The sequence below is a fragment of the Chitinophaga sp. Hz27 genome, from assembly GCF_042263525.1.
Classification (GTDB): domain Bacteria; phylum Bacteroidota; class Bacteroidia; order Chitinophagales; family Chitinophagaceae; genus Chitinophaga.
Window position 1 is genome coordinate 124,222 of sequence record NZ_JBHKFJ010000009.1, and the last position, 22,751, is coordinate 146,972.

Genomic DNA, 22,751 nt, shown 5'->3' on the forward strand with positions numbered 1-22,751 from the left:
ATCAGAATTTAAATGTATAACTCAAATATGGTAAAGTTCGGAACAAACTATATTGGTATAACTGTATCGGATATACCTGGTCAAAATTGTAATACGAAAACTGGTCGAAACTCACTATGAATGGATTGTTTCGGTCATAGATATTGTAAACGCCCGCACTGATAATATGCTTGAATTTCGTTTTTTCTCCCAGGTAGATGTTTGTGCCGATGTCCAGATGATGCACTGGATGCAGGCGGTAATTATTCAACCCATTAAAGAATGGCAAATAATTTACCTGATAAGTAGAGAAAGGAGAGTAGCGTTCATCCAGGTAACCGTTGATATGTCGCGCCCAATCCAGGTCCGGGAATATTTGCTGCGGCAACGTAAATGGTGCGCCGGATGCAAATTTCCAGGTAGCAGATACTGTCCAGTTCTTTTTTACCTGGTACTTCATCGCCAAGGAAATGGTATGCCTGCGGTCCTCTTTGTAGGCAAACCTTTTGCCGCCATTTGCACGATCGAACTGCCGCCATGCCCAGGCAAGTGTATAGCTGAAAATACCTGTAAATCTTCCTTTAGTTTTTTCCAGCAATACTTCCGCGCCATAGTTGGTGCCAGTGCCGGAAATTACTTTCTTCTCCCAGAGATCGGAATTATCGAAGATATTCAGCACTGTATTAGTGGTGAGGATATCGCTTAATAGTTTGTAATACCCGTCTACACTGAAGCGCCATTGGTCGTCTAGCTTTTTCTCGTAAGCCAGGCTATAATTATAGGAACGTTCAGGTTTGATATTATCCGTACTTGGCACCCAGAGGTCTGTAGGCAGATTAATCACCGGCGTTGTAAGCTGATGAATAAACTGCGTCATATTCGAATAGGATGCCTCTATATATTGATTGTGCGGCAGTTTCCAGCGCGCCATCAGTCGTGGTTGAAAGCTCGTATAGGTGGAGCCACTTTGCAGTAATGCGCCAAAGTGCATTCCAGGACGAAGTATCAGCTTATCATCAAATAAAGTCACCTGATCTTCTGCATAGAGGTTTACCTCCGACATGAAATATTTAGGCGCCTGTCTTTTAATACCTTCTCCAGCGGATATGTTGGTGCTGTAAGCAGTAGGTGAGAAGTTGTGGTATGTATAGCCGCCACCGAAAGACAGCTTATGAATATTGTTGATGGTATATTCTGTTTCATTCTGTACCGCCACGTCTTTGATGCTGGAGATACCCTGTCCTTTTACGTACATGGAATCTGTTTCACTCAATGGGATAACAGAGTTTTGTCGGAAGAGATTATAAAACCGGCTATAGGTTACCGTATTATTCATGAATATACGGGGAGAAACTACGCTTGTCCATTTTAATGCAGCAGTAATATTACTCCAGTCGAAGTTATAATCATCAAACAAGAGTATAACTGGATTGTCGCTACTGATACGTAGTTTATCCTGGCCTTTGTAGAAGCTTAAGTATAATTTGTTTTTATCGTTGATCACCTGGTTCACTTTCAGGTTCACATCATAGAGGTAATATTTGCCGTAGTTTTTCAGGATATTACCACCATACAAAGCATCTACCAGTGAGCGGCGAAGGGTAAGCGCCATGGAGGTTTTGTCTTTTATGATGGGACCTTCTACCAGGGCGCTGGCCGAAACAGGGCTTGCAGTAATGCTTCCATGCCATTCTTTCATATTGCCATCGCGGGTACGGATATCTACTACAGAGGAAAGCCTGCCTGCATATTTTGCCGGGAAGGCATCTTTATAAAGCGATACATCCTTAACAGCATCACCATTAAAAATAGAGAATAGCCCGAAGAGGTGACCCGTATGGTAGATAGGGACGCCGTCCAGCAGATAAAGGTTCTGGTCTGCACCGCCGCCTCGTATCAGCAGGTTGGCACTACTTTCCAGGGAGCTGCTGGCGCCAGGATAAAATTGTAATGACTTAAGTACATCTTTTTCTCCAAGGAGTGATGGAAAACTGCTGACATACGATACAGGCATATTGATATACCCTGCATGTAATACGATGGAATCTGATGGTGACGCATTAATTACAACTGGTTGGAGGTAGTTGCGGGTAGACATGTAAACATTCAGCTGTCCTTCATCCGGAGGGGGAAGGGGCTGTATTACAGTTTCATAGCCTACATGCGAAAATACGATTTGGTGGCAGGTATCCGGCAGCTGTAGGGTAAAGAACCCATAGGCGTTGCTGATGGTACCTTTCATGGTAATGGGATCGTAAATAGAAGCGCCGATGATGGCCTCATTACTGGAGTTTTCTTTTACGAAGCCACTGACAGTATAGTATTGCGTCTGTGAGTTTTCGCGGAGCAAAAAGATTTTACCATTGAATGCTGCGGCCTGGATACCGCTGCCCTGGAGGATGGTACTGAGTACAGTACCCGTTGTTTTCTCATTCCCGTTTAGCTGTACCTTTTTATTCAGGTGAATAAAATTAGAGCTGTAGGAGATGGAGATACCGGTTTTATGTTGTATTTCCTGTATATACGACAAAATGCTTCCTTGTTGGGAAGCAGGTCTGAAGGGAACTGATAACAACGAATCACTATGTTGCTGGGCGCTGGTAGTATGCCACGGCAATAGCAGTAGTAGAAAAGTTGTAAAGGTCCAGGCGAGTTTTACGAAATTATTGGCTGATGACAATCGTGTCGCCTTCTTGTCTGTATTTAAAGCCCAGCAATAGTTGTAATTCATGCAATGCATTATCACAGGTCTGATCCCGGAAGGTGATGGTAGCTCTTTGCTGAGCGGCAGTCTTCTGGTATGATTCGTCGATCCTGATTACTTTGCTGTAAAAATCGGCTAATTGTGGCAATATATCAACAAGTGGAAGATCATTAAATTGTAATGTCCCTGTTTTCCAGGCTAAAAAGTTGAGATCATCGTTTTCTGCGGCGGTGAGAATACCATTTTTGCTGATGCCTTTTTTGCCGCTGCTAACTACGACGCCATTGTTTCCTGCTTCATTTCCCAGTCTTACCCTACCATCTGTAACAATGACGATGGTACCGGAATCGCTTGTTTCAACAGTGAATGCAGTACCCAGCACTTCTACCTGGTCGTGGTTAGGTGTTTTGATGATAAAAGGGTGGGAGGCGTCGCTAGCTACCTGGAACCATGCTTCACCTGTTAGTTCTACTACACGTTTATTTCCTTTATAGGCGTTGCTGTATTTCAGGCTGGAGCCGGGGCGAAGGCTGATGCTGGTCTGATCGTCCAGCTGAAGGTCCTTTATTTTTCCTTCATTGGCAGCAACTTCATGTACTTTATAAGAAGAAGATTCAGCCATCCACCATGCGCCTGCGGAAAGCATCGCCAGGATAGCTGCAGCTGCAGCAAACCTGGTCCAGAGTGGTCTCACTTTGGCAGTTGCAGGTAATGAAGACTGAATGTGTTGATCCACCTTTAACCATGCCGCAGGCGTATTGTACTGCCTTGCAGGTCGGGATGTAGCACTATCGTTCCAGATTTTCACTATCGTCTCGTACTCTTCCTGGTTTGCCTCAGAGGCCTCCGTCCATTGACGGAGTACCAGGTCTTCTTCAGGGCTGATCTGGCCGGACAGTCTACGTGTGATCAGTTCATATAAGGTGCTAGGTTCCATAAATTAACTACAGTGTGCTCTATCTATACAACGTCAGAAAGGAAGTTATCCCTCTATCAGTCTTTGAATAAATTAACAAGAAATATCATACATACCGGTAAGCCGTAGGCAGAGAGGTACTTTCGCAGAATTTTGAGTGCCCTACCCATATAATTTTCGACAGTTTTGGCAGAAAGCCCCAGCTCGGCGGCTGCCTGTTGGTGTGTCATGCCTTTCACCCTGCATCGGGTAAATACCTCCTTACATTGAGGCGGCAGATTTTCTATGGCTTCGTAAATCAGCTGTTCGTAATATGGCTTGCTCTGTTCTTTTTCCAGTTCATCAGGTTCTTCACTATAATCTGCTAGTAACTCAAAACCCTTGTTATGTGCCTGCTCTACATTGATCTTACGCAACGCCGAAATGGAGTTGTTACGTACCGCGCGAAACAGATAAGCTTTAATATTGGGAATACCGATCAGGTCCTGGTGCTTCTGCCACAACTTAATGAATGTCTCTTGCACTACGTCTTCCGCCGCTGCATCATCATTCAGAAAACTGTAAGCATAGTTACACAGCTCGTTGTACAGTGAATGAAAAAGCTCTTTATATGCTTGATAAGAAGGTGATGTAATCATTTAACCTTCAAAGAATTTTATTAATAATGAATGCTGCTAATGTAGTGTTTTTTTTCATTATAACTATAAGTTGATAATTACTGTTTTACATGCCTAATTTCTTTCCACGCCTCCTTTTCGCATAATAATATATTATCTTTATGACCATGATACAGGTCTTCTATGCCACTGCGCCACACCAACTATCCGATTTCGAATCGGCCCTGTCATCAATGCCAACTGCTATCAAAGATTATGTAACCCGTTACCATCATTTTAAAGACGCAGGCCTGGCATTGACCAGCAGACTACTGCTGAAACACGCCCTGGAAGCCAATCAGCTCCCAGGTAATCTATTGGAAACAATAATGGCAGACAATTATAAACGGCCCTATATTCCCGGCTGCCCGGACTTTAATCTGTCCCATACCGGTGATGTAGCTGTCTGCGCATTCTCCACCGCTGGTAAGGTGGGTATTGACATAGAAAAAATTCAACCCATAGACCTGGACGATTTTGACGGCATCTGGACACCCAATGAATTACAGTACATTCAACATGACCACTCCAGGTTTTTTTATTATTGGACGCGCAAAGAAGCCATTATCAAAGCAGATGGGAGAGGAATGCACCTGCCCTTGCAACTGATCGATGTAAGTAAAGACGAGGTACTACTGGACCATAAAACATGGCAACTGCTGGAACTCTTTCTGCTGCCAGGTTATAAATCACATATCGCCACAGATTTTCCAGCTTATCTTCCACCTGTTATCCATAAAGTAAATCTCTTCTAACCTCACAAAATTCTGCTCAAACAGATTTCTAGCCATATTTCATAAATTCTCTTGATTTTCAGATTATAATTTTATCTTGGTGACGTTTTGCAATCCATTGCAAAGAATTTTTATCCCGTTAAATAAACATTGGAAATGAAGCTTAGGATTACAGCAACGGGCTTGCTAACCATGCTGACGGTACAATATGCCACCGCTCAGAAAGGTCAGCTGCCCATTTATCGGAATGGCTGGATTGATTTCAACAAGAATGGTAAGATGGATATCTTCGAAGATCCATCCCAGACAGTAGATGCGCGCGTGAAAGACCTCCTTTCACAAATGACGCTGGACGAAAAAACTTGTCAGATGGCCACCCTGTATGGTTATGGCCGCGTGCTTAAAGATGAAATGCCAACACCGGAATGGAAAAACAAAGTATGGAAAGACGGCATCGCCAATATCGATGAAGAACTGAATAGTCTTGCCGGCAATAGCAAAGCACAATCAGCTTACTCTTTTCCTTTTAATAAACATGCGGCAGCCATCAATACCATCCAGAAATGGTTCGTGGAGCAAACAAGGCTGGGTATCCCTGTAGATTTTACAACAGAAGGTATCCATGGCCTGAACCATGATCGCGCTACGCCGCTACCAGCGCCTATCGCCATCGGTAGCACCTGGAACCGCAAACTGGTACATCAGGCGGGAGAAATTGCAGGCCGCGAAGCTAAACTACTAGGCTATACGAACGTATATGCCCCCATCCTGGACCCTGCACGCGATCCTCGCTGGGGCCGCGTGGTAGAATGCTATGGCGAAGATCCTTTCCTCATCGCTGAACTAGGCAAACAAATGACTATCGGTATTCAGTCGCAAGGCGTAGCCTCCACACTGAAACACTTTGCGGTATATAGTATTCCTAAAGGTGGCCGCGATGGAAATGCTCGCACAGACCCACATGTTGCGCCAAGGGAAATGTACCAGATATACTTGTACCCATTCCGCCGGGTTATCCAGGAAGCCAAGCCTATGGGCGTTATGAGCAGCTACAACGACTGGGACGGCGAACCTGTTACCGGTAGCTATTTCTTCCTGACAGAACTATTGCGTCAGAAATTTGGCTTCGATGGTTATGTGGTGTCGGATAGTGATGCGGTAGAATATCTTTTCAGCAAACACCATGTTGCAGATACCTATAAAGAAGCCGTGCGCCAGACAGTGGAAGCTGGACTCAACGTACGTACCAACTTCACGCCTCCTGAAGATTTCATCAACCCGCTCCGCGAGCTGGTGAAGGAAGGAAAGGTAAATATGAAAACGATTGATAGTCGTGTTGCTGATGTATTGCGTGTGAAATTCCGCCTTGGCCTCTTCGATAAGCCTTATGTAGACGAGAAAGCAGCCGATAAAGGCGTACATACTGCCGCAGATGATTCCTTCGCATTGCAACTGAATCGAGAGTCACTGGTACTCCTTAAAAACGAGAACAATACCTTACCGCTCAACAAACAAGCCATTAAGAAATTATTGGTAACGGGGCCAATGGCTACAGCTGTAAGTCACGCCAACAGCCGTTATGGCCCTTCTCATAATCCGGTAATTTCTGTGCTGGAAGGCATCCAGCAACAAGCAGGCAAATCCCTGGAAGTAACCTACGCAAAAGGTTGTGATGTGGTAAATCCGGGATGGCCAGGCACCGAAATTATTCCTACGCCATTAAGCCTGGAAGAACAGCAAGATATCAACGAGGCTGTTGCCAAAGCGAAAGATGCAGATGTTATCGTGGCAGTAGTAGGGGAAGATGACAAACGTGTTGGTGAAAGCCTTTCCCGTACCAGCCTTGATTTGCCAGGACGCCAGCTGCAACTGCTGCAGGCGTTGCATGCAACCGGCAAACCAGTGGTAGCAGTACTCATCAACGGACAACCATTGACGATCAACTGGGAAAATCAAAACCTACCAGCAATCCTGGAAGCTTGGTTCCCGGGCCCTTCTGGCGGAGTAGCCGTTGCAGAAGTACTGTTTGGTGACTATAATCCTGGTGGCCGACTGACAGTTACTTTCCCGAAAACAACCGGTCAGCTGGAACTAAACTTTCCTTATAAACCAGCATCCCATGCTGATCAGCCTTCCAGCGGTAATAACGGTTACGGTCGTACGAGTGTGAATGGTCCGCTGTATCCTTTCGGCTATGGGCTAAGCTATACAACATTTGAATACAGCAATCTGGTGGTGACACCTGAACAAGGCCACCAACAAGGCGATATCCAGGTTACTGTAGATGTAACGAACACGGGTAAACGAAAAGGTGACGACGTAGTACAACTCTATATGCATGACAAAGTAAGCAGCGTAACTACTTATGTGTGGCAGCTCCGCGGCTTTGATCGTGTAACCCTGGAACCAGGCGAAAAGAAAACACTGCACTTCACCCTGCATCCGGACGATCTGGCATTGCTTGATAAAAACATGAACTGGACAGTGGAACCAGGTGAATTTGAAATAGCCATAGGCGCTAATTCCGAAGACCTGAAACTGAAAAAGGCAATAACAATTATTGAGTAATAATCATATCCTGTAAACACCAGCCCCTGGAATTATTTCCGGGGGCTTTTATTTTTATTTCATATCTTAATTATACAATTCTACTACTACCTTTGTGTCTTGTTATACCTTACTATTATGCCTATACGTACCTATGTCGTCCTCTTATTGCTGCTATTCGCAGCCTGTAAGTCCACTCCTAAAAAGAAAGAAACCAGTAAGGTGATTTCTTTGGATAACTTTGATTCATTTGTCAATAAACTGAATGTAATACAAACGCCAACTGCTTATGTAAGAGTTTGGGATTCCTTAATGTCACAGTATATGTACAACGACAGCTCCGTTAAATTTAAGGAAATCCATGCTGCACGTTTGCAAGCTCCTGGTGATTTCATCGCAATCCTATACAATGGTACTACTGATGAAACGGAGAAAGATATCTACATACTCGCCTCCTATACCAAAGAGGGCAAACTGATTCAGAAGACCACCGTCTTTGAAACCTATGCAAGCAATAGAACAAATGGCAATGATGGAAAGATTGCCATCGAGTCAAACGATATGATTGAAGTGCGTACTTTTAAAGTAGACATGAGAGCGCCTGAGGAAGTAAAGTATGAATCCAGTGCTATCAGATATTTACAGGTACAAAAAGATGGTCATCACCAATGGCAACCAGATTATAAGGAAACCTTCGCTGCATTTGCGGCTAACTTCCCGACACTCAAACTACCACTATCTTATCCTGAAACGCCCAATGTTAAAGGCTTACAGCAGTTTCGCCGTGATAATGGCTGGTATGACCTGAAAGACTTATTAGATTATGATTTCCCCAAACTCTATAAAATTGGCAAGTACCCAATTCCAGGAAGTACTTATACGACTTACCTGATAGGAGTGACAGATGTAATAACCAATGAGGAAAATGAAGGACGCATTGATGATGCTATTTATGCCGTCGTATATGATGCCAATGGCAGGGAAATAGACAGGATATTGGCCACCGGTGGTGACGGCGGGGAAGATGGTTATTATACCACTTGGAAAGATTTCACCGTTGATGCTAACGGTGTTATGCATATGAAGCAGAAGAGTTATGCTCCTGTTTTGCAATATATGGACGGTGTTGATTCATTTGTTACACGCTTACGTACCGAAGTAACTGTTCAGAAAAATGGCCGTTTAGCTGTTAATGCAACCAACTTTGAAATGGACCTGAATGGTTTTTCTGCTGATAGCATTGCGTCCAATAGCCCCGTGGCAGATACTAACTTTCATAGTTATAGCTATCTTGCCAATTACCCTGGTGAAAATGTTTTTGCATTTCTGCATTATTGGAGATTAAAAGAAGATTACGCTTTCGAATTGCTAACAATGGACAAGGACTTTAGAATCCTGGATGCCGCAACTGTTGCCGCTAAGTTCCCGTCAGGCAAGCAGCCCGACCTGCATGTAAATGTTGATGGAAAAAATTTATACCTGCCTGCCGTTGGAAAAATGAAGGCCACCGGATCAGTGAAAATCTTGCTGAAAGATCAGGCCTACACGGTGGCCGCAGATGGTAAGCTTTCTAAAATAACTGCCGATAATTCGACGGCAGCTGCAAATGCGGTTGAATAATATTGCCGATCTTATCTTGTATACTAAAAGTTAAAGCCTCTGGTATAAATCCAGAGGCTTTGACTTTTAGTATACAAGGTTTATTTATTTCCATTCCTTCCCTTACCTTTACGCGTGTTATACCTTACCATTATGCCTATACGTAAATATGCAGCTATTATGCTGCTACTTTTTATGGCTTGTAAGCCAGCCAAAAAGAAAGAAACCGGCAATGTTGTTTCCCTGGAGAACTTCGACGGATTCGTCAATAACTTGACTTTATTACATGTGCCTACCGCTAATGTATATATCTGGGATACGATTACTGCGCAGTATATGTTCATGGATAGTTCTGTTAGCTTCAAACAGATCCACGCTGTCCGTATTCCAACTACCAACGATTTTATTCCTGTGTTATACAATGGTGAAACGGCAGAGAAAGAAGCGGATACCTATATTCTTGCCACCTATACTAAACAGGGAAAGCTGATTCAGAAGACTGATCTATTGTCAATCGTTTCAGCAAGGAATGGCATAAGCCTATATGGAAAATTAGTATTAGGCTCAGATTCTGTTATCGAAGTACGCCGATACTACGTGGGCGATGACGTGGCAAAAAATAAATCTTCCATTAGGAGATTATTAATACAGAAAGATGGCCACCATAGCTGGATAAACGAGAAAACGGAAACCTTCCAGGCTTTTACCGCTAACTTTCCAGCACTTAAATTACCTGCTTCCTTCCCGGAAACACCTAAATCTAACGCCTATCCGCAGTTTGATATGAATAATGGATGGTATGACCTGCAAAACTTGCTGGGTTTTGATTTTCCGAAACTCCGAAAAGTAGGTAAAGTTACCATTCCAGGCAACAATTATAGCATGTATCTGATTAAAGTGGCTGAACTCACCGGCGAAGATTATGAAGGGGCCATTGAAGATGGTTTGTATTTAGTGACTTTCGATGCTAATGGCAAAGAAGGTGGCAGAATGCAGGTAGCAGGCGGAGAAGGAGAGGAAGGCTATTATACTTCCTGGAAAGATTTTAAAATAGACTCTTCCGGCTCCATGCATATGATCGAAGAAGCATCTGATGGCACCGAAATTGGCTACTCATTAAGTATTGGGTCCTTTAATACTACTATGAATAAAGATATTGCACTCGAAAAGGATGGCTCCTTATCTTTCACTGTTACCGGCTTGGATATGGACCTGACACACTTTGTGGGCGACAGTGCCTATAAAACTAATGATCGTGCTGATACTATCGAAAATTCCTATTTTGAATTGGGGAATTATCCTGGTGTCAACATGCATATCATCCTTCATACCTGGACTGAGAAGTCTGATTATGTGTATGAAATCTTTACAATGGATGAGCATTATAAAATTGTAGATGCTATTACGCTCGCGTCCAAACTGGCGCCTGGTAAGCAACCAGACCTCCATGTAAAAATTGAACAGGATAAACTATACATTGCACCAGCAACCAAAATGAAAATGAATGGTCAGGTGAAAATATTATTGAAAGATGCATTCATTACAGTAGGCGCAGACGGTAAACTAACTAAGAACACCGCAGATATTGCAGCTGCGGTAGCTGAAGCAAAATAATTACATTTAGATATTTAGGAAAAGGGTATCCAGGGTTACACCAGGATGCCCTTTTATCATTTTAAAAATTAGCATTAAATTCAGATAATAGTTGTTCAAAACCGGACACTGATAGTTCGATGCCGAACAGATTTTTTGCTGACTAACCTGTTAATTTGCTGTACTACAGCCTGTTTAGGCATGGCATGAGTATTGACCACAACAGGAAAATCTGGTAATCATGGTGCGTAATTATCTCAAGATTGCTTACAGAAACCTCCTGCGTAACAAAGTATTTTCCGCAGTTAATATCCTGGGGCTAGCTATCGGTATGGCTTCTTGCCTGCTGTTGCTGTTGTGGGTACAAGATGAACGTCACATGGGCAAGCATTCTTCGCACCTCAACCGCCTGTATCGGGTAATGGAGCATAAAACCGCTGATGGCAGAATTGTTACAGATGAGAATATGCCCGGTATTCTTCCTGATGAATTAAAAAGAGAAATTCCTGAAATTGAATATGCAGCAGGCATCTTACAAAATGGTGTACATATACTCAGCGCCGGCGAAAATGTAGCACGCTTCCCAGGCTGCTACGTAGGTGCTGATTGGTTTAAAATTTACGATATCCCATTGTTGGCGGGTAACAGCTCAGTTGCACTGGCGGGTCCTGCTGATATCGCCATCTCACGCAAACTTGCAACCTTATATTTCCACGATCCTGCAGCGGCACTGGGCCAGGTTATTCGTTTGGACGATAATAAAGACCTGAAAGTAACTGCTGTATTCGAAGATCTGCCTGCCAATTCACTGGATAAATATGAGTTCCTGCGTAATTGGGATGTACTCCTGAAAAAAGAGCCCTGGTTGAATAAATGGGAAAATTCAGGCCCTGGCACCCGCATTCTGCTAAAACCTCATACAGATCCAGAGAAAGTAAATGCTAAACTCAAGGATTTCCTGGTAGGAAGAAATAAAGATTTAAGCGCTTCCTATAACATCACCTTATTTCTGCAGCCAGAAGCAGATGTTTACCTCTATTCCAATTTTGCTGATGGTAAACGTATCGGAGGGAGAATTGAATATGTTCGTTTATTCGTGATCGTTGCTGCCTTTTTATTGCTCATTGCTGCCATTAACTTCATGAACCTCTCCACTGCCAGGGCGGTGAAACGGGCCAAGGAGGTGGGTGTCAGAAAAGTTGTAGGTGCCCAACGGCATGCACTTGTCTGGCAGTTCATGAACGAAGCATTGCTAATGACAGTAATATCCGCTATCATCGCGTTGGCGCTGGTATGGTTGGTATTACCAGTATTTAATGATCTAACGGGGAAACAATTATTATTCCCTGCCACCAATCCCGCTTTCTGGGCGTTGTTTACTTGCATCGTGTTGCTGACTGCTGTTTTATCAGGTAGCTATCCTGCTTTTTTTCTGTCGGCAGTCAAACCATTGCTTGTGCTGAAAGGATTGATGAAAGCGGGCCCACAGGCGCTGGGCTTCCGGCGTATGCTGGTGGTTTTTCAGTTCGTATTATCGGTGTTGATGATCGCAGGTACCATCGTGGTATACCAGCAACTGAAGTATATCCAGACCAAAAATCTTGGCTACGACCGCACAAATCTCATCGTAATACAAGGCGAAGGCGCTGTCAGAGACAAATTCCAGGCATTCAAACAGGAGCTATTGCAATCGGGAAGTATCACTGCAGTAACGCATATGCAAAACAGCCCTCTGGAAAATGGCAACACCACGGATGCGGTCCGCTGGACGGGCCAAAACACAAATGTGGCCATACAATTTAGTAATACCGCGGTAGGCTACGACTTTGTAAAAACCATGAACCTTCAAGTGTTGGAAGGCCGCGATTTTTCGCCGGGATTCGGAGCCGATACTGCTAACTACATCATCAATGAGGCGGCTGCAAAGCGCCTTGGATATGCCAATCCTGTGGGGCAGCCACTAGCCTTTGGACAACGGACAGGTACTATCATCGGGTTGGTAAAGGATTTTCATTTTAATTCCCTGCATGAACCTATTCGTCCGTTGATCATCCGCATGAATGAAAGCTGGGGATTTGATTTTATTCTTATTAAAACCACCACCGGACAAACGAAACAGGCCCTGGCCACTGTAGCGGCACTCTGTAAAAAAATGAACCCACGTTATCCCTTCAACTATTCTTTCCTGGATACAGATTTTCAAAAGGTCTATAATAGTGAAATGATTGTAGGGAAGCTCATAACGCTCTTTGCCTGCCTCTCTATTTTTATTGCCTGTCTAGGCTTATTCGGCCTGGCAGCCTTTACTGCCGAACAACGTACCAAAGAAATTGGCGTTCGCAAGGTAATGGGCGCTTCTGTGACAAATATCGTGGCGTTGCTATCTGGTGACTTCCTGAAACTTGTGCTGGTAGCAATTTTGATAGCTATACCATTGGCTTGGTATACGATGGGGCAGTGGCTGGAAAATTTCAGCTATCGCATTTCCTTGTCCTGGGCGATTTTCGCTGTTGCTGGTATCATTGCCATTTCGATAGCTGCACTAACTATCAGCTTTCAAAGCATTAAGGCTGCGTTAGTAAATCCAATCACTAGTCTGAAAAGTGAATGATAACAACGAACGCATTATTTTAATGTTATTTTAAGGAGATGATTTTCTGGTGATGATAGCCGGATATGGTTTCCATCGTATCTTGGTTTCGCTGTACTGAGCCCCAGGATATAGGGGTAATTTTTCGCTTTATGCAGATAATTATTATCTTGCCCGTCAAATCATCCCATACGCCCATGAAAACGCTGGCGAAAACCTTATTAGTACTGATGTCTGTAACAGTACTGGCATGCCAAAATAACGGAACCAATAACTCAGATATTGATACGGCGAAAGTGACGATCAAAACCATTCCTGGGTTCACTGGTATGATAGATTCACTTCCGCTGCTGACAATGCCATTCAATGATGATCAGTTGAAAACTGTTCAGGCGAATGCTTTTATTCCATCCGCCAACGGTCATAAGTTTCAGAAGATTCAGGCAGGGGTATTATTTAACAGAGATACGATCACTGCACTTGTTTTTAAATGTTATACCGACATGAATAAAAACAGGTACCAGGTATTTCTGGCTACATTTCATAAAAATGGTAAAACAATTGCCAGCGAAGAAATTGGAGTAAACGCTGTAGAAGAGAATGGCAACGAGCATTCTAATACTTCAATGCAGCCAGTGTTTGATGGTGATTCACTCGTTCAGTTAAGAACACAATGGTATGTGTATTACACCAATCGGGAATCTTCTCCAAAAAGTAAAAGTAAACTGAAGTTGATAAAAATTGAGAAGAATGGTAACATCACACATATACCGCAGGAAACCGTCAGCTTCCAGGATTTCATGAACAGGTTCCCAACGTTGAAGCTACCACTTGCACTAACCACTGCTCCCGATAATAGTCTGCTGAAACCCGTTTCACTGCTTACGCCATACTATAACTTCGAAGGCTATATGCTGGCAGATACCTTGCAGTTTTATCACTTCGGCAAAATAATGTTACCTGGGAAAAATCCAATGCTATTATATACCACAGGTAAAATGGAACAGGGTGAAGGCATTACAGAACCTGGTTATCAGCTGGTAGTTTATTCTCCAGAAGGCAAAGAAACAGACCGACACATGTTGTTGGGCACAGAGGCAGCCGAAGCATACTATACCACCGCAGAAAACGCCACCATTGATGCTGTAGGTAATATTCATCTTACCGAAACCATTGGTGAGCCTGTTTATTATACAGTTAATCTATCAGATGATCTGCGTTATATCTGGGATCTCTCCTTGAAGCAGGATAGTGACGGCAAATTAGACCAAACGCGTAATAATCTTGAAATCGCCAGTCGTTTTTATGATCCCTCAATTTTGAAGGCCAACCTCCGTGAAATCCTTGCCGGCGAAGAGGAACATGAAGAACATTACTTCAACGGCGTTTCCTGGATTCCTTTCGAAAAGCCGGTGGCGATAGGTTTGCATATCTTCAAAAGAAATAATGAAGTGCTGGCAGAAGTTTTCCTGGGAAATGAAAATATGGATGTTACTGATCGATTTATCATCTACAATGGTCTGAAAAGAACAATCTATGCGGGTACCATGCCAGCTCAGTTTGAAGACCAGGACGATGCTATTTCTGCGCAGGGTGAAAAAATGGATTTTAATGGTACCGTAATTTTAAAAGTTGCTGGCAAAGTTTTAGAAGTCACACCACAGGGGAAATTTAAGGTGAAATAATTCGTAAATTCATCTAAAACCATGTGCTATGTCTGGAACTTTCTCAAAGCTCAGGAATGCCTACCATTTGTTTAAAAGCATTGACTTTAAAATGCTGTCAAAACTCTCCGAAAAGGTAGACCTGTCAAAAGTTATGGAATCCGTTTCCCAGATGGATGAAACCCAGCTGAACGGACTAATGAAAATGCTTAGCGCCCGTGGCTCTAAAAAGAAAGTTCCTCCTATAAACGGTGATTTCTATGATATCGGCTCCCGGCTCTCGCAGGAAGACAGAGACCTGCAACTGAAGGTCCGTGCCTTTATGGAAAAAGAAATCCAGCCACTGGTAAATGAATATTGGCTCAAAGCTGAATTCCCCTTTGAAATCATACCCAAATTCAGAGAATTAAATATTACTGGCATCACCTTCGAAGGTTATGGCTGTCCAAATCGTTCCTTCTTAATGGAAGGCATCTTAGCGATGGAAATGGCGCGTGTAGATGCCAGCATAGCTACTTTCTTCGGTGTACAAACGGGATTGGCCATGCGTTCCATCTATATGTTGGGCTCCGAAGCCCAGAAAGATGAATGGCTGCCCGGCATGCAACAGCTTAACCTCATCGGCGCCTTTGGGCTCACAGAACCTGAAGTGGGCAGTGGCACTGCCGGCGGACTCACCACTACGGCTAAACGAACAGGTGATACCTGGGTGCTCAATGGTCAGAAAAAATGGATAGGCAACGCCACCTTTGCAGACGTCATCGTTATCTGGGCCAGAGACCTGGACGACAACCAGGTAAAAGGTTTCCTCCTGCGTAAAGGCACCCCAGGCTTCTCTGTGGAGAAAATACAGGATAAGATGTCGCTGCGCATAGTGCAAAATGGCCTCATCACGCTGAAAGACTGCCACATTGCAGAAAGCGATAGACTGGCCCATGCGGATAGCTTCAAAGATACTTCGCATGTATTGCGCATGACCAGGGCCAGCGTGGCCTGGGAAGCTGTAGGATGTGCCCGAGGTGCATACGAAAATGCGCTGGCATACACCATGAAACGAGAACAGTTTGGAAAACCTATCGCCGGATTTCAACTGATACAAAGTCACCTGGTGGAAATGTTATCTAACCTCACCGCCATGCAAACCATGGCATTCCGCCTCTCTGAACTCCAGGATGAAGGCCGCCTCAAAGATGAACATGCCTCTCTGGCAAAAGTCTTCTGTACACTACGTACCCGCGATATCGTTAGTCGAGCGAGAGAAGTAATGGGGGCAATGGGATTCTCCTGGAATACAACGTGGCCCGCTTTGTAGCCGACGCAGAAGGGATTTATTCCTATGAGGGCACCAAAGAAATAAATTCTCTGATTGTTGGCCGTGCGATTACTGGACTGAGCGCATTCGTGTAATTCCTGTGTTATATAATTGCACGTTTTGGCGCAGAGATATTAGAAAAATTATCAACGGTTTTTTATAGTTTTAGCTGTTGCTAAATAAATGACCTTCGTTATGAATAACACAAACCGTCGTAATTTTTTACGTAATGTCTCTCTTGGAAGCCTTGCTGCGCTTAGTTTACCAGAAATCGTTGCCGCTGCAGCCCCCGCAGGGAAATCGCCTAAAATCCAACTGAAGAAAGATTATACTATCCTCTTTCAGGGTGATTCCATCACTGATGTAGGCCGCAAAAAAGATAATCCGGACCCTAACAACAGCAGTGCCCTCGGTGGCGGATACGCCTTCCTGGCCGCCTCAGAAATGCTGTGGCAGCATGCCGACAAAAACCTGAAAACCTTCAACAGAGGCATCAGCGGTAATAAAGTTTATCAACTGGCAGAACGCTGGGATGCGGATTGCCTGGCCCTCAAACCAGATGTGCTGAGCATCCTGATTGGCGTAAACGACTATTGGCATACCCTCAGCGGTAAATACAATGGGACTTCTAAAGTTTACCACGACGATTTTGAGAAACTCCTGGACCGTACAAAGCAGCAGCTGCCTGATGTACAGCTGATCATCGGAGAACCTTTCGCTATCAAAGGTGTGAAGGCTGTAGATGACTCCTGGTTTCCTACATTTAAAGAATACCAGGCCGCCGCTAAGGAAATAGCCACTAAATACAAAGCGATCTATATTCCTTACCAGGCCATCTTTGATAAAGCCATACAATCTGCTCCTGCAGCCTATTGGACAGGAGATGGTGTACACCCAACCGTTGCCGGAGCCCGTCTGATGGCCCAGGCTTGGCTGGATTGCGTTAAATAATACTCATTCTGACAATTATGAAAAAATTAATCCTCCTTTGCATGTTGGCGGGATATGGTTTTAATGCAATGGCACAACAAGTAAAGCAAATACCCTTATGGCCCGGCATAGCACCTGGTGAAACGGTGAAGAAGCCACTGGAAATGTCTGCTGATAGCAGCCGTAATGTGCATCGCATTGCTGCCGTCACAGATCCTTTTATTTCCGTTTATCCGGCGCCGTTAGAAGGCCGTAAAGATGCTGCAGTAATCGTTTGTCCTGGAGGTGGCTACAATATACTGGCCATAGACCTGGAAGGTATCGAAATCGCCAAGTGGCTCAATAAACTGGGCTATACCGCATTCGTATTGCATTACCGCGTTCCTCAAAAGAGAGAAGGCGCACTCCAGGATGTACAGCGTGCCATCAGAATTGTAAAATCCCGCGCAACAGAATGGCAGATAAATCCTGAAAAGGTAGGACTCATCGGTTTTTCGGCAGGTGGAAGCCTGAGCGCACGCGCATCAACGTTGTATGAAAAACAGACCTATAGCGCCATAGACGCCGCAGATAAGCTGAGCGCAAAGCCAGCATATGCAATGCTCATCTATCCGGCATACCTGGATGAAGGCGAAAACAGAACGCTGACACCGGAATTAAAGGTAAATGCAGCCACTCCACCCATGTTTTTATTTGCTACCGCAGATGATAAATACGGATACAGTGCGCTGGTCATGACAGGGGCCATGAGAGATGCTCAGGCGCCCGTAGAATTACATTTCTACAATAAAGGAGGCCATGGTTATGGACTCAGGCCGGGAAATCCCGCTGCGGATGCATGGCCGGGCCTGGCTCAAAATTGGCTGGAACAGATATTGAAGGCAACACATTAGTGTTGCCTTTTTACATACAACAATTTCAGCATCGCATTGTATAACTAATCAAAACCTATATAATGGAGCATACACACGACCATAGCATGGAACCTGAAAACAATAGTCATCAACATCAAATGCCGGAAGGAAATCATGAACATCACGCACAGCATGATCATCACATGCAGCAGCCGAACGATCATGGTATGCATGATGGAATGGACCATAGCGCGCATGGAGGTCATGATCATTCAGCTATGATCAATGATTTTAAAAAACGCTTTTACATCGTGCTGGTGCTCACATTACCTATTATGTTGTTGTCAAAAATGATCCAGCATTGGTTAGGTATACAATTGAGTTTTCCGGGAGATAAATATATTCTGTTCGGTCTTTCTACCATCGTCTACTTTTACGGCGGGTGGCCATTTCTGAAAGGCCTGGTAGAAGAATTAAAGGCAAAGAACCCTGGCATGATGACCCTCATAGGTTTTGCCATCACCGTGGCATTTGTGTATAGTGTTGCTACATTGTTCGGTCTTCAAGGGATGGACTTTTTCTGGGAACTGGCAACGCTGATACTAATTATGTTGCTGGGTCATTGGATAGAAATGAGTGCGGTGGCTGGTGCAGGGAAAGAACTGGAGTTACTGGTGAAACTGATGCCTGCGGAAGCGCATCTTTTGGAAAACGGTAATCAACGTGATGTCAAAACGGATAGTCTCCTACCCGGTAATGTAATCGTTATCAAACCTGGTGAAAAGATTGCAGCAGATGGCACTATTAAGGAAGGTAGCAGTTATATCAATGAAGCGATGCTCACAGGTGAATCCAAGCCCGTAGAAAAGAAAACAGGGGACAAGGTGATCGCTGGATCCATCAACGGACATGGCGCCTTGCAGGTAACGGTAACACATGGCAGCGCAGACTCTTACCTCTCTCAGGTAATCAAACTGGTGAATGACGCACAACAGGCGAAATCAGGAACTCAGCTACTGGCGGACAAAGCAGCGCGATGGCTGACTATACTCGCAATCGCCGCAGGTTTGATCACCTTTTTTGTATGGTGGCTGACAGGTAGCACTATTTCCTTTGCCATGGAACGTATGGTAACGGTAATCGTGATCTGTTGTCCGCATGCCCTTGGATTGGCCATCCCATTGGTAGTAGCACGATCTACCACCATTGCAGCCAAGCATGGACTACTGATAAAAAACAGAACAGCTTTTGAAAATGCACGCAAAATAGATACCCTGGTATTTGACAAAACAGGTACACTCACAGTAGGCAAATTCGAGGTTTCTAAAATGGAATCGTTTATGCCTGACCGTAGTAAGGAACAAATACTTGCATTAGCGGCTGCCGCAGAACAACAGTCAGAGCATCCTATCGCTACAGGTATTATCGCAAAAGCGCAGGAACTAAAGCTACAGATTCCTGCTGCAACCGATGTGCAGGCACTTGCCGGAAAAGGTATACAGGCAAGGGTTGGAGCTGATACTATATTAATTTCATCTCCTGCTTATGCACGCGAAAATTATAAACTACCGAAGGTCGAGACAGATGATACCGGTACTTTATCTTATGTTATCATCAACAATCAATCTGCCGGATACCTGATCCTGTCTGACGAAATTCGCCCGGAATCAGCTACTGCGGTACAACAGTTAAAAGAAGAAAAGATCACCACCGTATTACTGACAGGTGATAATCATAAAGTTGCAGATGCTGTAGGTAAACAAGTGCATATTGACAGAGTGATAGCAGAAGTATTACCGCATCAGAAACTTGATGCAATCAAACAACTACAACAAGAAGGACGCTATGTAGCGATGACCGGCGACGGCATCAATGATGCGCCAGCATTGGCCCAGGCAGACATCGGGATCGCTGTTGGCTCAGGATCTGATATCGCTGCAGAAACAGCAGGTATAGTGCTGGTAAACAGTAATCCAGCTGATATTGTGAGTCTTGTACGTTTTGGAAAAGCTACCTATCGTAAAATGATACAGAACCTGGTATGGGCTACTGGCTATAACCTGATAACTATGCCACTGGCAGCAGGCATTTTAGCACCCTGGGGGATAATTCTTAGTCCGGCCGTAGGTGCAGTGCTAATGACGGTTAGCACTGTCATTGTTGCTATCAATGCAAAATTGCTGAAATTATAACATATCATTAAAGAGATTTCAAATAAATAATTCTATAAATTTGGCAGACAATTAACAAGTATTTTAAAACCTGTCAACATGGGATTATTTGATAAACTGAGGAATGAATTTATTGACATTATCGAGTGGACAGACACGTCTGCCGATACGATTGTTTGGAAATTCCCCCGTTACCAGAACGAGATCAAACAAAACGCAAAACTTACTGTACGTGAATCGCAGGTAGCAGTGTTCATGAATGAAGGTAAGATTGCAGATGTTTTCCCTGCTGGTATGTACACCCTTAACACACAAAACCTTCCTATCCTCGCTACACTGCAAGGTTGGAAATACGGCTTCAACAGCCCATATAAAGCGGATGTATTTTTCGTAAGTATGCGCCAGTTCACCAATCAGAAATGGGGTACCAAAAACCCAATTATGCTGCGTGATGCTGAATTCGGCCCGCTACGTATCCGTGCCTTTGGTAGCTACGCTTTCCGCGTAAAAGACGCTGGCATGTTCCTGAAAGAAGTTGCTGCTACCAACCCTGAATTCACAGTGGATGGTATCAACGAACAACTGCGTAACCTTGCCGTTGCCCGCGGTATGGATGCCATTGCAGAGCAACATATTCCAGTGCTGGACCTCGCGGCTAAATATGATGAAGTTTCAGCTGTCATTACCGAAAAAATCCGTCCGGAGTTTAACGAGTTAGGTCTCGACCTTACTAAATTCCTGATCGAAAATATTTCATTGCCACCTGAAGTAGAACAGGCATTGGATAAACGCAGTAGCATGGGTATCGTAGGTAACCTCGGTGCATATGCACAATTCCAGGCAGCTAATGCAATGGAGAAATCTGCTGAAAATCCAGGTAGCGGCGGTCTCGCAGGCGCAGGCCTTGGCCTCGGCATGGGTGCGGCTATGATGGGTCAGGTAGGCAACGTTTTCCAGCCTAACCAATTTAACCCGCAAACTGGTGCTAGCGGCACCCCGGGCGCCCAAACACCAGCGGGTGCAGTCCCTCCGCCATTACCAGCTGCAGTAGCCTTCCACGTTGCCATCGATGGTAAACAGGCAGGCCCGTTTGAACTGGACCAGCTCCGTCAGATGGCAGCAGCAGGCAGTTTTAACGCAAACACACTCGTATGGAAAGCTGGTATGGCCGCATGGGCAGCAGCAGGCACCGTTCCTGAACTAGCTCCTGTACTGGCTACCGTTCCTCCACCATTACCATAAGTTATAAGGCCGTTACCCATAGGGTAGCGGCCAATTTAATTATACAATTTTCCCTATGTCATTTGAGGAAAAAACAAGCGAAACGGTCAACTCGCTCAAATGCCAGAACTGTGGTGCTATCTTGCACTACGCTCCAGGCACCAATACACTGAAATGTGAATATTGCGGTACCGTAAATACCATCACCGAGGAAGATGCGCCTCTTGAGATCCATTCTTTTGATTACGAGGATTTCCTCGCAGCAGAAGCAGCTCATACCAGCGCCACTGCAAGTGCAGTAATAGTAAAATGTACCAACTGTGGTGCATCTACAACACTACTGCCCAACGTTACAGCAGATTCCTGCCCGTTCTGCGCATCGCCACTAGTGATAGATCATGCGCAAACGACGACCATGTTGCAGCCGCATTATGTGCTGCCCTTTATCGTAAAAGACAGCGAAGCTTTACAATACTTCCGTACCTGGATGAGCAAACTTTGGTTTGCACCTTCCGACCTCGTGAAAAAAGTAAAAGATGGTTCCAGCCAGCAACTCAAAGGCGTTTATATCCCGCACTGGAGCTACGACACAGATACCGATACTGTTTACTCCGGTCAACGTGGTGAATATTACTACACTACTGAAACCTACACAGAAACGGTCAACGGCCGCGAAGAAACACGCACAAGGCAAGTACGTCATACCGCCTGGTATCACGCCTCCGGCCACGTAGATAACCAATTCCGTGATGTACTCGTTTCTGCCAGCCCTTCTCTGCCACAAAAAATGGCCGTGATCCTGGAACCCTGGAAACTGGAACTGCTGAAAGGTTATGATGGCCGCTATCTCAGCGGTTTCAGAGCTGAAATCTACCAAACCAACGCTGAAAACGGCTTGCGCGTAGCTAAAGATCGTATGGACCCAATCATCCGCGATGATATCAGAGACGATATCGGTGGTGATGAACAGATCATCGATAACTACAACGTAACCTATAATAACCTTGCAATAAAGTACCTGCTGCTGCCCGTTTGGATCAGCGCTTATAAGTACAATGACAAGGTGTATCATTTCGTCGTAAATGCCTGCACAGGCGAGGTTACTGGTGATCGCCCTTACAGTTGGGTCAAAATAGTGGGACTAATCGTCTCTATTATCCTGATCATTGTTCTTATCTGGCAAATGGCTGGTCAAAAACACTAATCTCTTTTAAAATATAAAAAAGGATGTGACACTACCTGTTGTCACATCCTTTTTTTATACGCGTTACGTAGAATATA

General features: G+C 44.5%; 14 protein-coding genes and 1 pseudogene. 12 read left to right on the forward strand and 3 right to left on the reverse strand.

The genetic code is table 11. The annotated features are described in order from the left end of the window. Position 1: 1 nt before the first annotated feature. Genes ACE38W_RS21660 through ACE38W_RS21670 form a run of 3 tightly spaced genes read right to left on the reverse strand, consistent with a single transcriptional unit; the run spans position 2 to position 4,237 of the window. Entirely contained in the window at positions 2–2,710 is a 2,709-nt protein-coding gene (locus ACE38W_RS21660; protein ID WP_375834608.1) for a carboxypeptidase-like regulatory domain-containing protein, read from the reverse strand. Continuing rightward, the gene (locus ACE38W_RS21665; protein ID WP_375834610.1) at positions 2,643–3,620 is read right to left on the reverse strand and encodes a FecR family protein; all 978 of its coding nucleotides are present in this window, start codon (positions 3,618–3,620) and stop codon (positions 2,643–2,645) included. The genes ACE38W_RS21660 and ACE38W_RS21665 overlap by 68 nt, the downstream gene beginning before the upstream one ends. Positions 3,621–3,676: 56 nt before the next feature. Then, complete coding sequence (locus ACE38W_RS21670) at positions 3,677–4,237, reverse strand: RNA polymerase sigma-70 factor (RefSeq protein ID WP_375834612.1); 561 nt, start codon at positions 4,235–4,237, stop codon at positions 3,677–3,679. A gap of 140 nt (positions 4,238–4,377) precedes the next feature. Between ACE38W_RS21670 and ACE38W_RS21675 the strand changes: the two genes are divergently transcribed. The 12 genes and pseudogenes from ACE38W_RS21675 (at position 4,378) to ACE38W_RS21730 (ending at position 22,674) form a co-directional block, all read left to right on the forward strand. Then, positions 4,378–5,010: a 4'-phosphopantetheinyl transferase family protein gene (locus tag ACE38W_RS21675; RefSeq protein WP_375834615.1), complete on the forward strand. Its 633-nt coding sequence runs from the start codon at positions 4,378–4,380 to the stop codon at positions 5,008–5,010. A gap of 135 nt (positions 5,011–5,145) precedes the next feature. Beyond that, entirely contained in the window at positions 5,146–7,557 is a 2,412-nt protein-coding gene (locus ACE38W_RS21680; RefSeq protein WP_375834617.1) for a glycoside hydrolase family 3 N-terminal domain-containing protein, read from the forward strand. Between the two features lie 117 nt (positions 7,558–7,674). Continuing rightward, complete coding sequence (locus ACE38W_RS21685; protein ID WP_375834619.1) at positions 7,675–9,156, forward strand: hypothetical protein; 1,482 nt, start codon at positions 7,675–7,677, stop codon at positions 9,154–9,156. Positions 9,157–9,288: 132 nt separating this feature from the next. Beyond that, entirely contained in the window at positions 9,289–10,749 is a 1,461-nt protein-coding gene (locus ACE38W_RS21690; protein ID WP_375834621.1) for a hypothetical protein, read from the forward strand. A 220-nt stretch (positions 10,750–10,969) separates the two neighbouring features. Continuing rightward, positions 10,970–13,339 carry an ABC transporter permease gene (locus ACE38W_RS21695; RefSeq protein WP_375834624.1) on the forward strand — a complete coding sequence of 790 codons (2,370 nt, stop codon included), beginning with the start codon at positions 10,970–10,972 and terminating at the stop codon, positions 13,337–13,339. Positions 13,340–13,470: 131 nt separating this feature from the next. Then, entirely contained in the window at positions 13,471–15,003 is a 1,533-nt protein-coding gene (locus ACE38W_RS21700) for a hypothetical protein (RefSeq protein WP_375834627.1), read from the forward strand. A gap of 301 nt (positions 15,004–15,304) precedes the next feature. Next, positions 15,305–16,389 (forward strand): annotated as a pseudogene (locus ACE38W_RS21705) (acyl-CoA dehydrogenase family protein). Positions 16,390–16,489: 100 nt separating this feature from the next. Further along, complete coding sequence (locus ACE38W_RS21710) at positions 16,490–17,245, forward strand: GDSL-type esterase/lipase family protein (RefSeq protein ID WP_375834630.1); 756 nt, start codon at positions 16,490–16,492, stop codon at positions 17,243–17,245. Between the two features lie 17 nt (positions 17,246–17,262). After that, on the forward strand, positions 17,263–18,117 hold the full coding sequence (locus ACE38W_RS21715; protein ID WP_375834633.1) for an alpha/beta hydrolase: 855 nt from the start codon (positions 17,263–17,265) through the stop codon (positions 18,115–18,117). Positions 18,118–18,179: 62 nt separating this feature from the next. Continuing rightward, positions 18,180–20,270, forward strand: coding sequence for a copper-translocating P-type ATPase (locus ACE38W_RS21720; RefSeq protein WP_375834635.1), 2,091 nt, complete (start codon positions 18,180–18,182; stop codon positions 20,268–20,270). A 78-nt stretch (positions 20,271–20,348) separates the two neighbouring features. After that, positions 20,349–21,491 carry an SPFH domain-containing protein gene (locus ACE38W_RS21725; RefSeq protein WP_375834638.1) on the forward strand — a complete coding sequence of 381 codons (1,143 nt, stop codon included), beginning with the start codon at positions 20,349–20,351 and terminating at the stop codon, positions 21,489–21,491. 55 nt (positions 21,492–21,546) lie between these two features. Then, the gene (locus tag ACE38W_RS21730) at positions 21,547–22,674 is read left to right on the forward strand and encodes a hypothetical protein (protein ID WP_375834640.1); all 1,128 of its coding nucleotides are present in this window, start codon (positions 21,547–21,549) and stop codon (positions 22,672–22,674) included. The last annotated feature ends 77 nt before the right edge of the window (positions 22,675–22,751 follow it).

Excerpts from the sequence above, each read along its gene's own strand:
- ACE38W_RS21695 (WP_375834624.1), top strand. The coding sequence starts at position 10,970 with ATGGTGCGTAATTATCTCAAGATTGCTTACAGAAACCTCCTGCGTAAC.
- ACE38W_RS21730 (WP_375834640.1), top strand. The coding sequence starts at position 21,547 with ATGTCATTTGAGGAAAAAACAAGCGAAACGGTCAACTCGCTCAAATGC.
- ACE38W_RS21665 (WP_375834610.1), bottom strand. The coding sequence starts at position 3,620 with ATGGAACCTAGCACCTTATATGAACTGATCACACGTAGACTGTCCGGC.
- ACE38W_RS21690 (WP_375834621.1), top strand. The coding sequence starts at position 9,289 with ATGCCTATACGTAAATATGCAGCTATTATGCTGCTACTTTTTATGGCT.
- ACE38W_RS21660 (WP_375834608.1), bottom strand. The coding sequence starts at position 2,710 with ATGAATTACAACTATTGCTGGGCTTTAAATACAGACAAGAAGGCGACA.
- ACE38W_RS21700 (WP_375834627.1), top strand. The coding sequence starts at position 13,471 with ATGCAGATAATTATTATCTTGCCCGTCAAATCATCCCATACGCCCATG.
- ACE38W_RS21675 (WP_375834615.1), top strand. The coding sequence starts at position 4,378 with ATGACCATGATACAGGTCTTCTATGCCACTGCGCCACACCAACTATCC.
- ACE38W_RS21680 (WP_375834617.1), top strand. The coding sequence starts at position 5,146 with ATGAAGCTTAGGATTACAGCAACGGGCTTGCTAACCATGCTGACGGTA.
- ACE38W_RS21710 (WP_375834630.1), top strand. The coding sequence starts at position 16,490 with ATGAATAACACAAACCGTCGTAATTTTTTACGTAATGTCTCTCTTGGA.
- ACE38W_RS21725 (WP_375834638.1), top strand. The coding sequence starts at position 20,349 with ATGGGATTATTTGATAAACTGAGGAATGAATTTATTGACATTATCGAG.
- ACE38W_RS21720 (WP_375834635.1), top strand. The coding sequence starts at position 18,180 with ATGGAGCATACACACGACCATAGCATGGAACCTGAAAACAATAGTCAT.
- ACE38W_RS21685 (WP_375834619.1), top strand. The coding sequence starts at position 7,675 with ATGCCTATACGTACCTATGTCGTCCTCTTATTGCTGCTATTCGCAGCC.
- ACE38W_RS21670 (WP_375834612.1), bottom strand. The coding sequence starts at position 4,237 with ATGATTACATCACCTTCTTATCAAGCATATAAAGAGCTTTTTCATTCA.
- ACE38W_RS21715 (WP_375834633.1), top strand. The coding sequence starts at position 17,263 with ATGAAAAAATTAATCCTCCTTTGCATGTTGGCGGGATATGGTTTTAAT.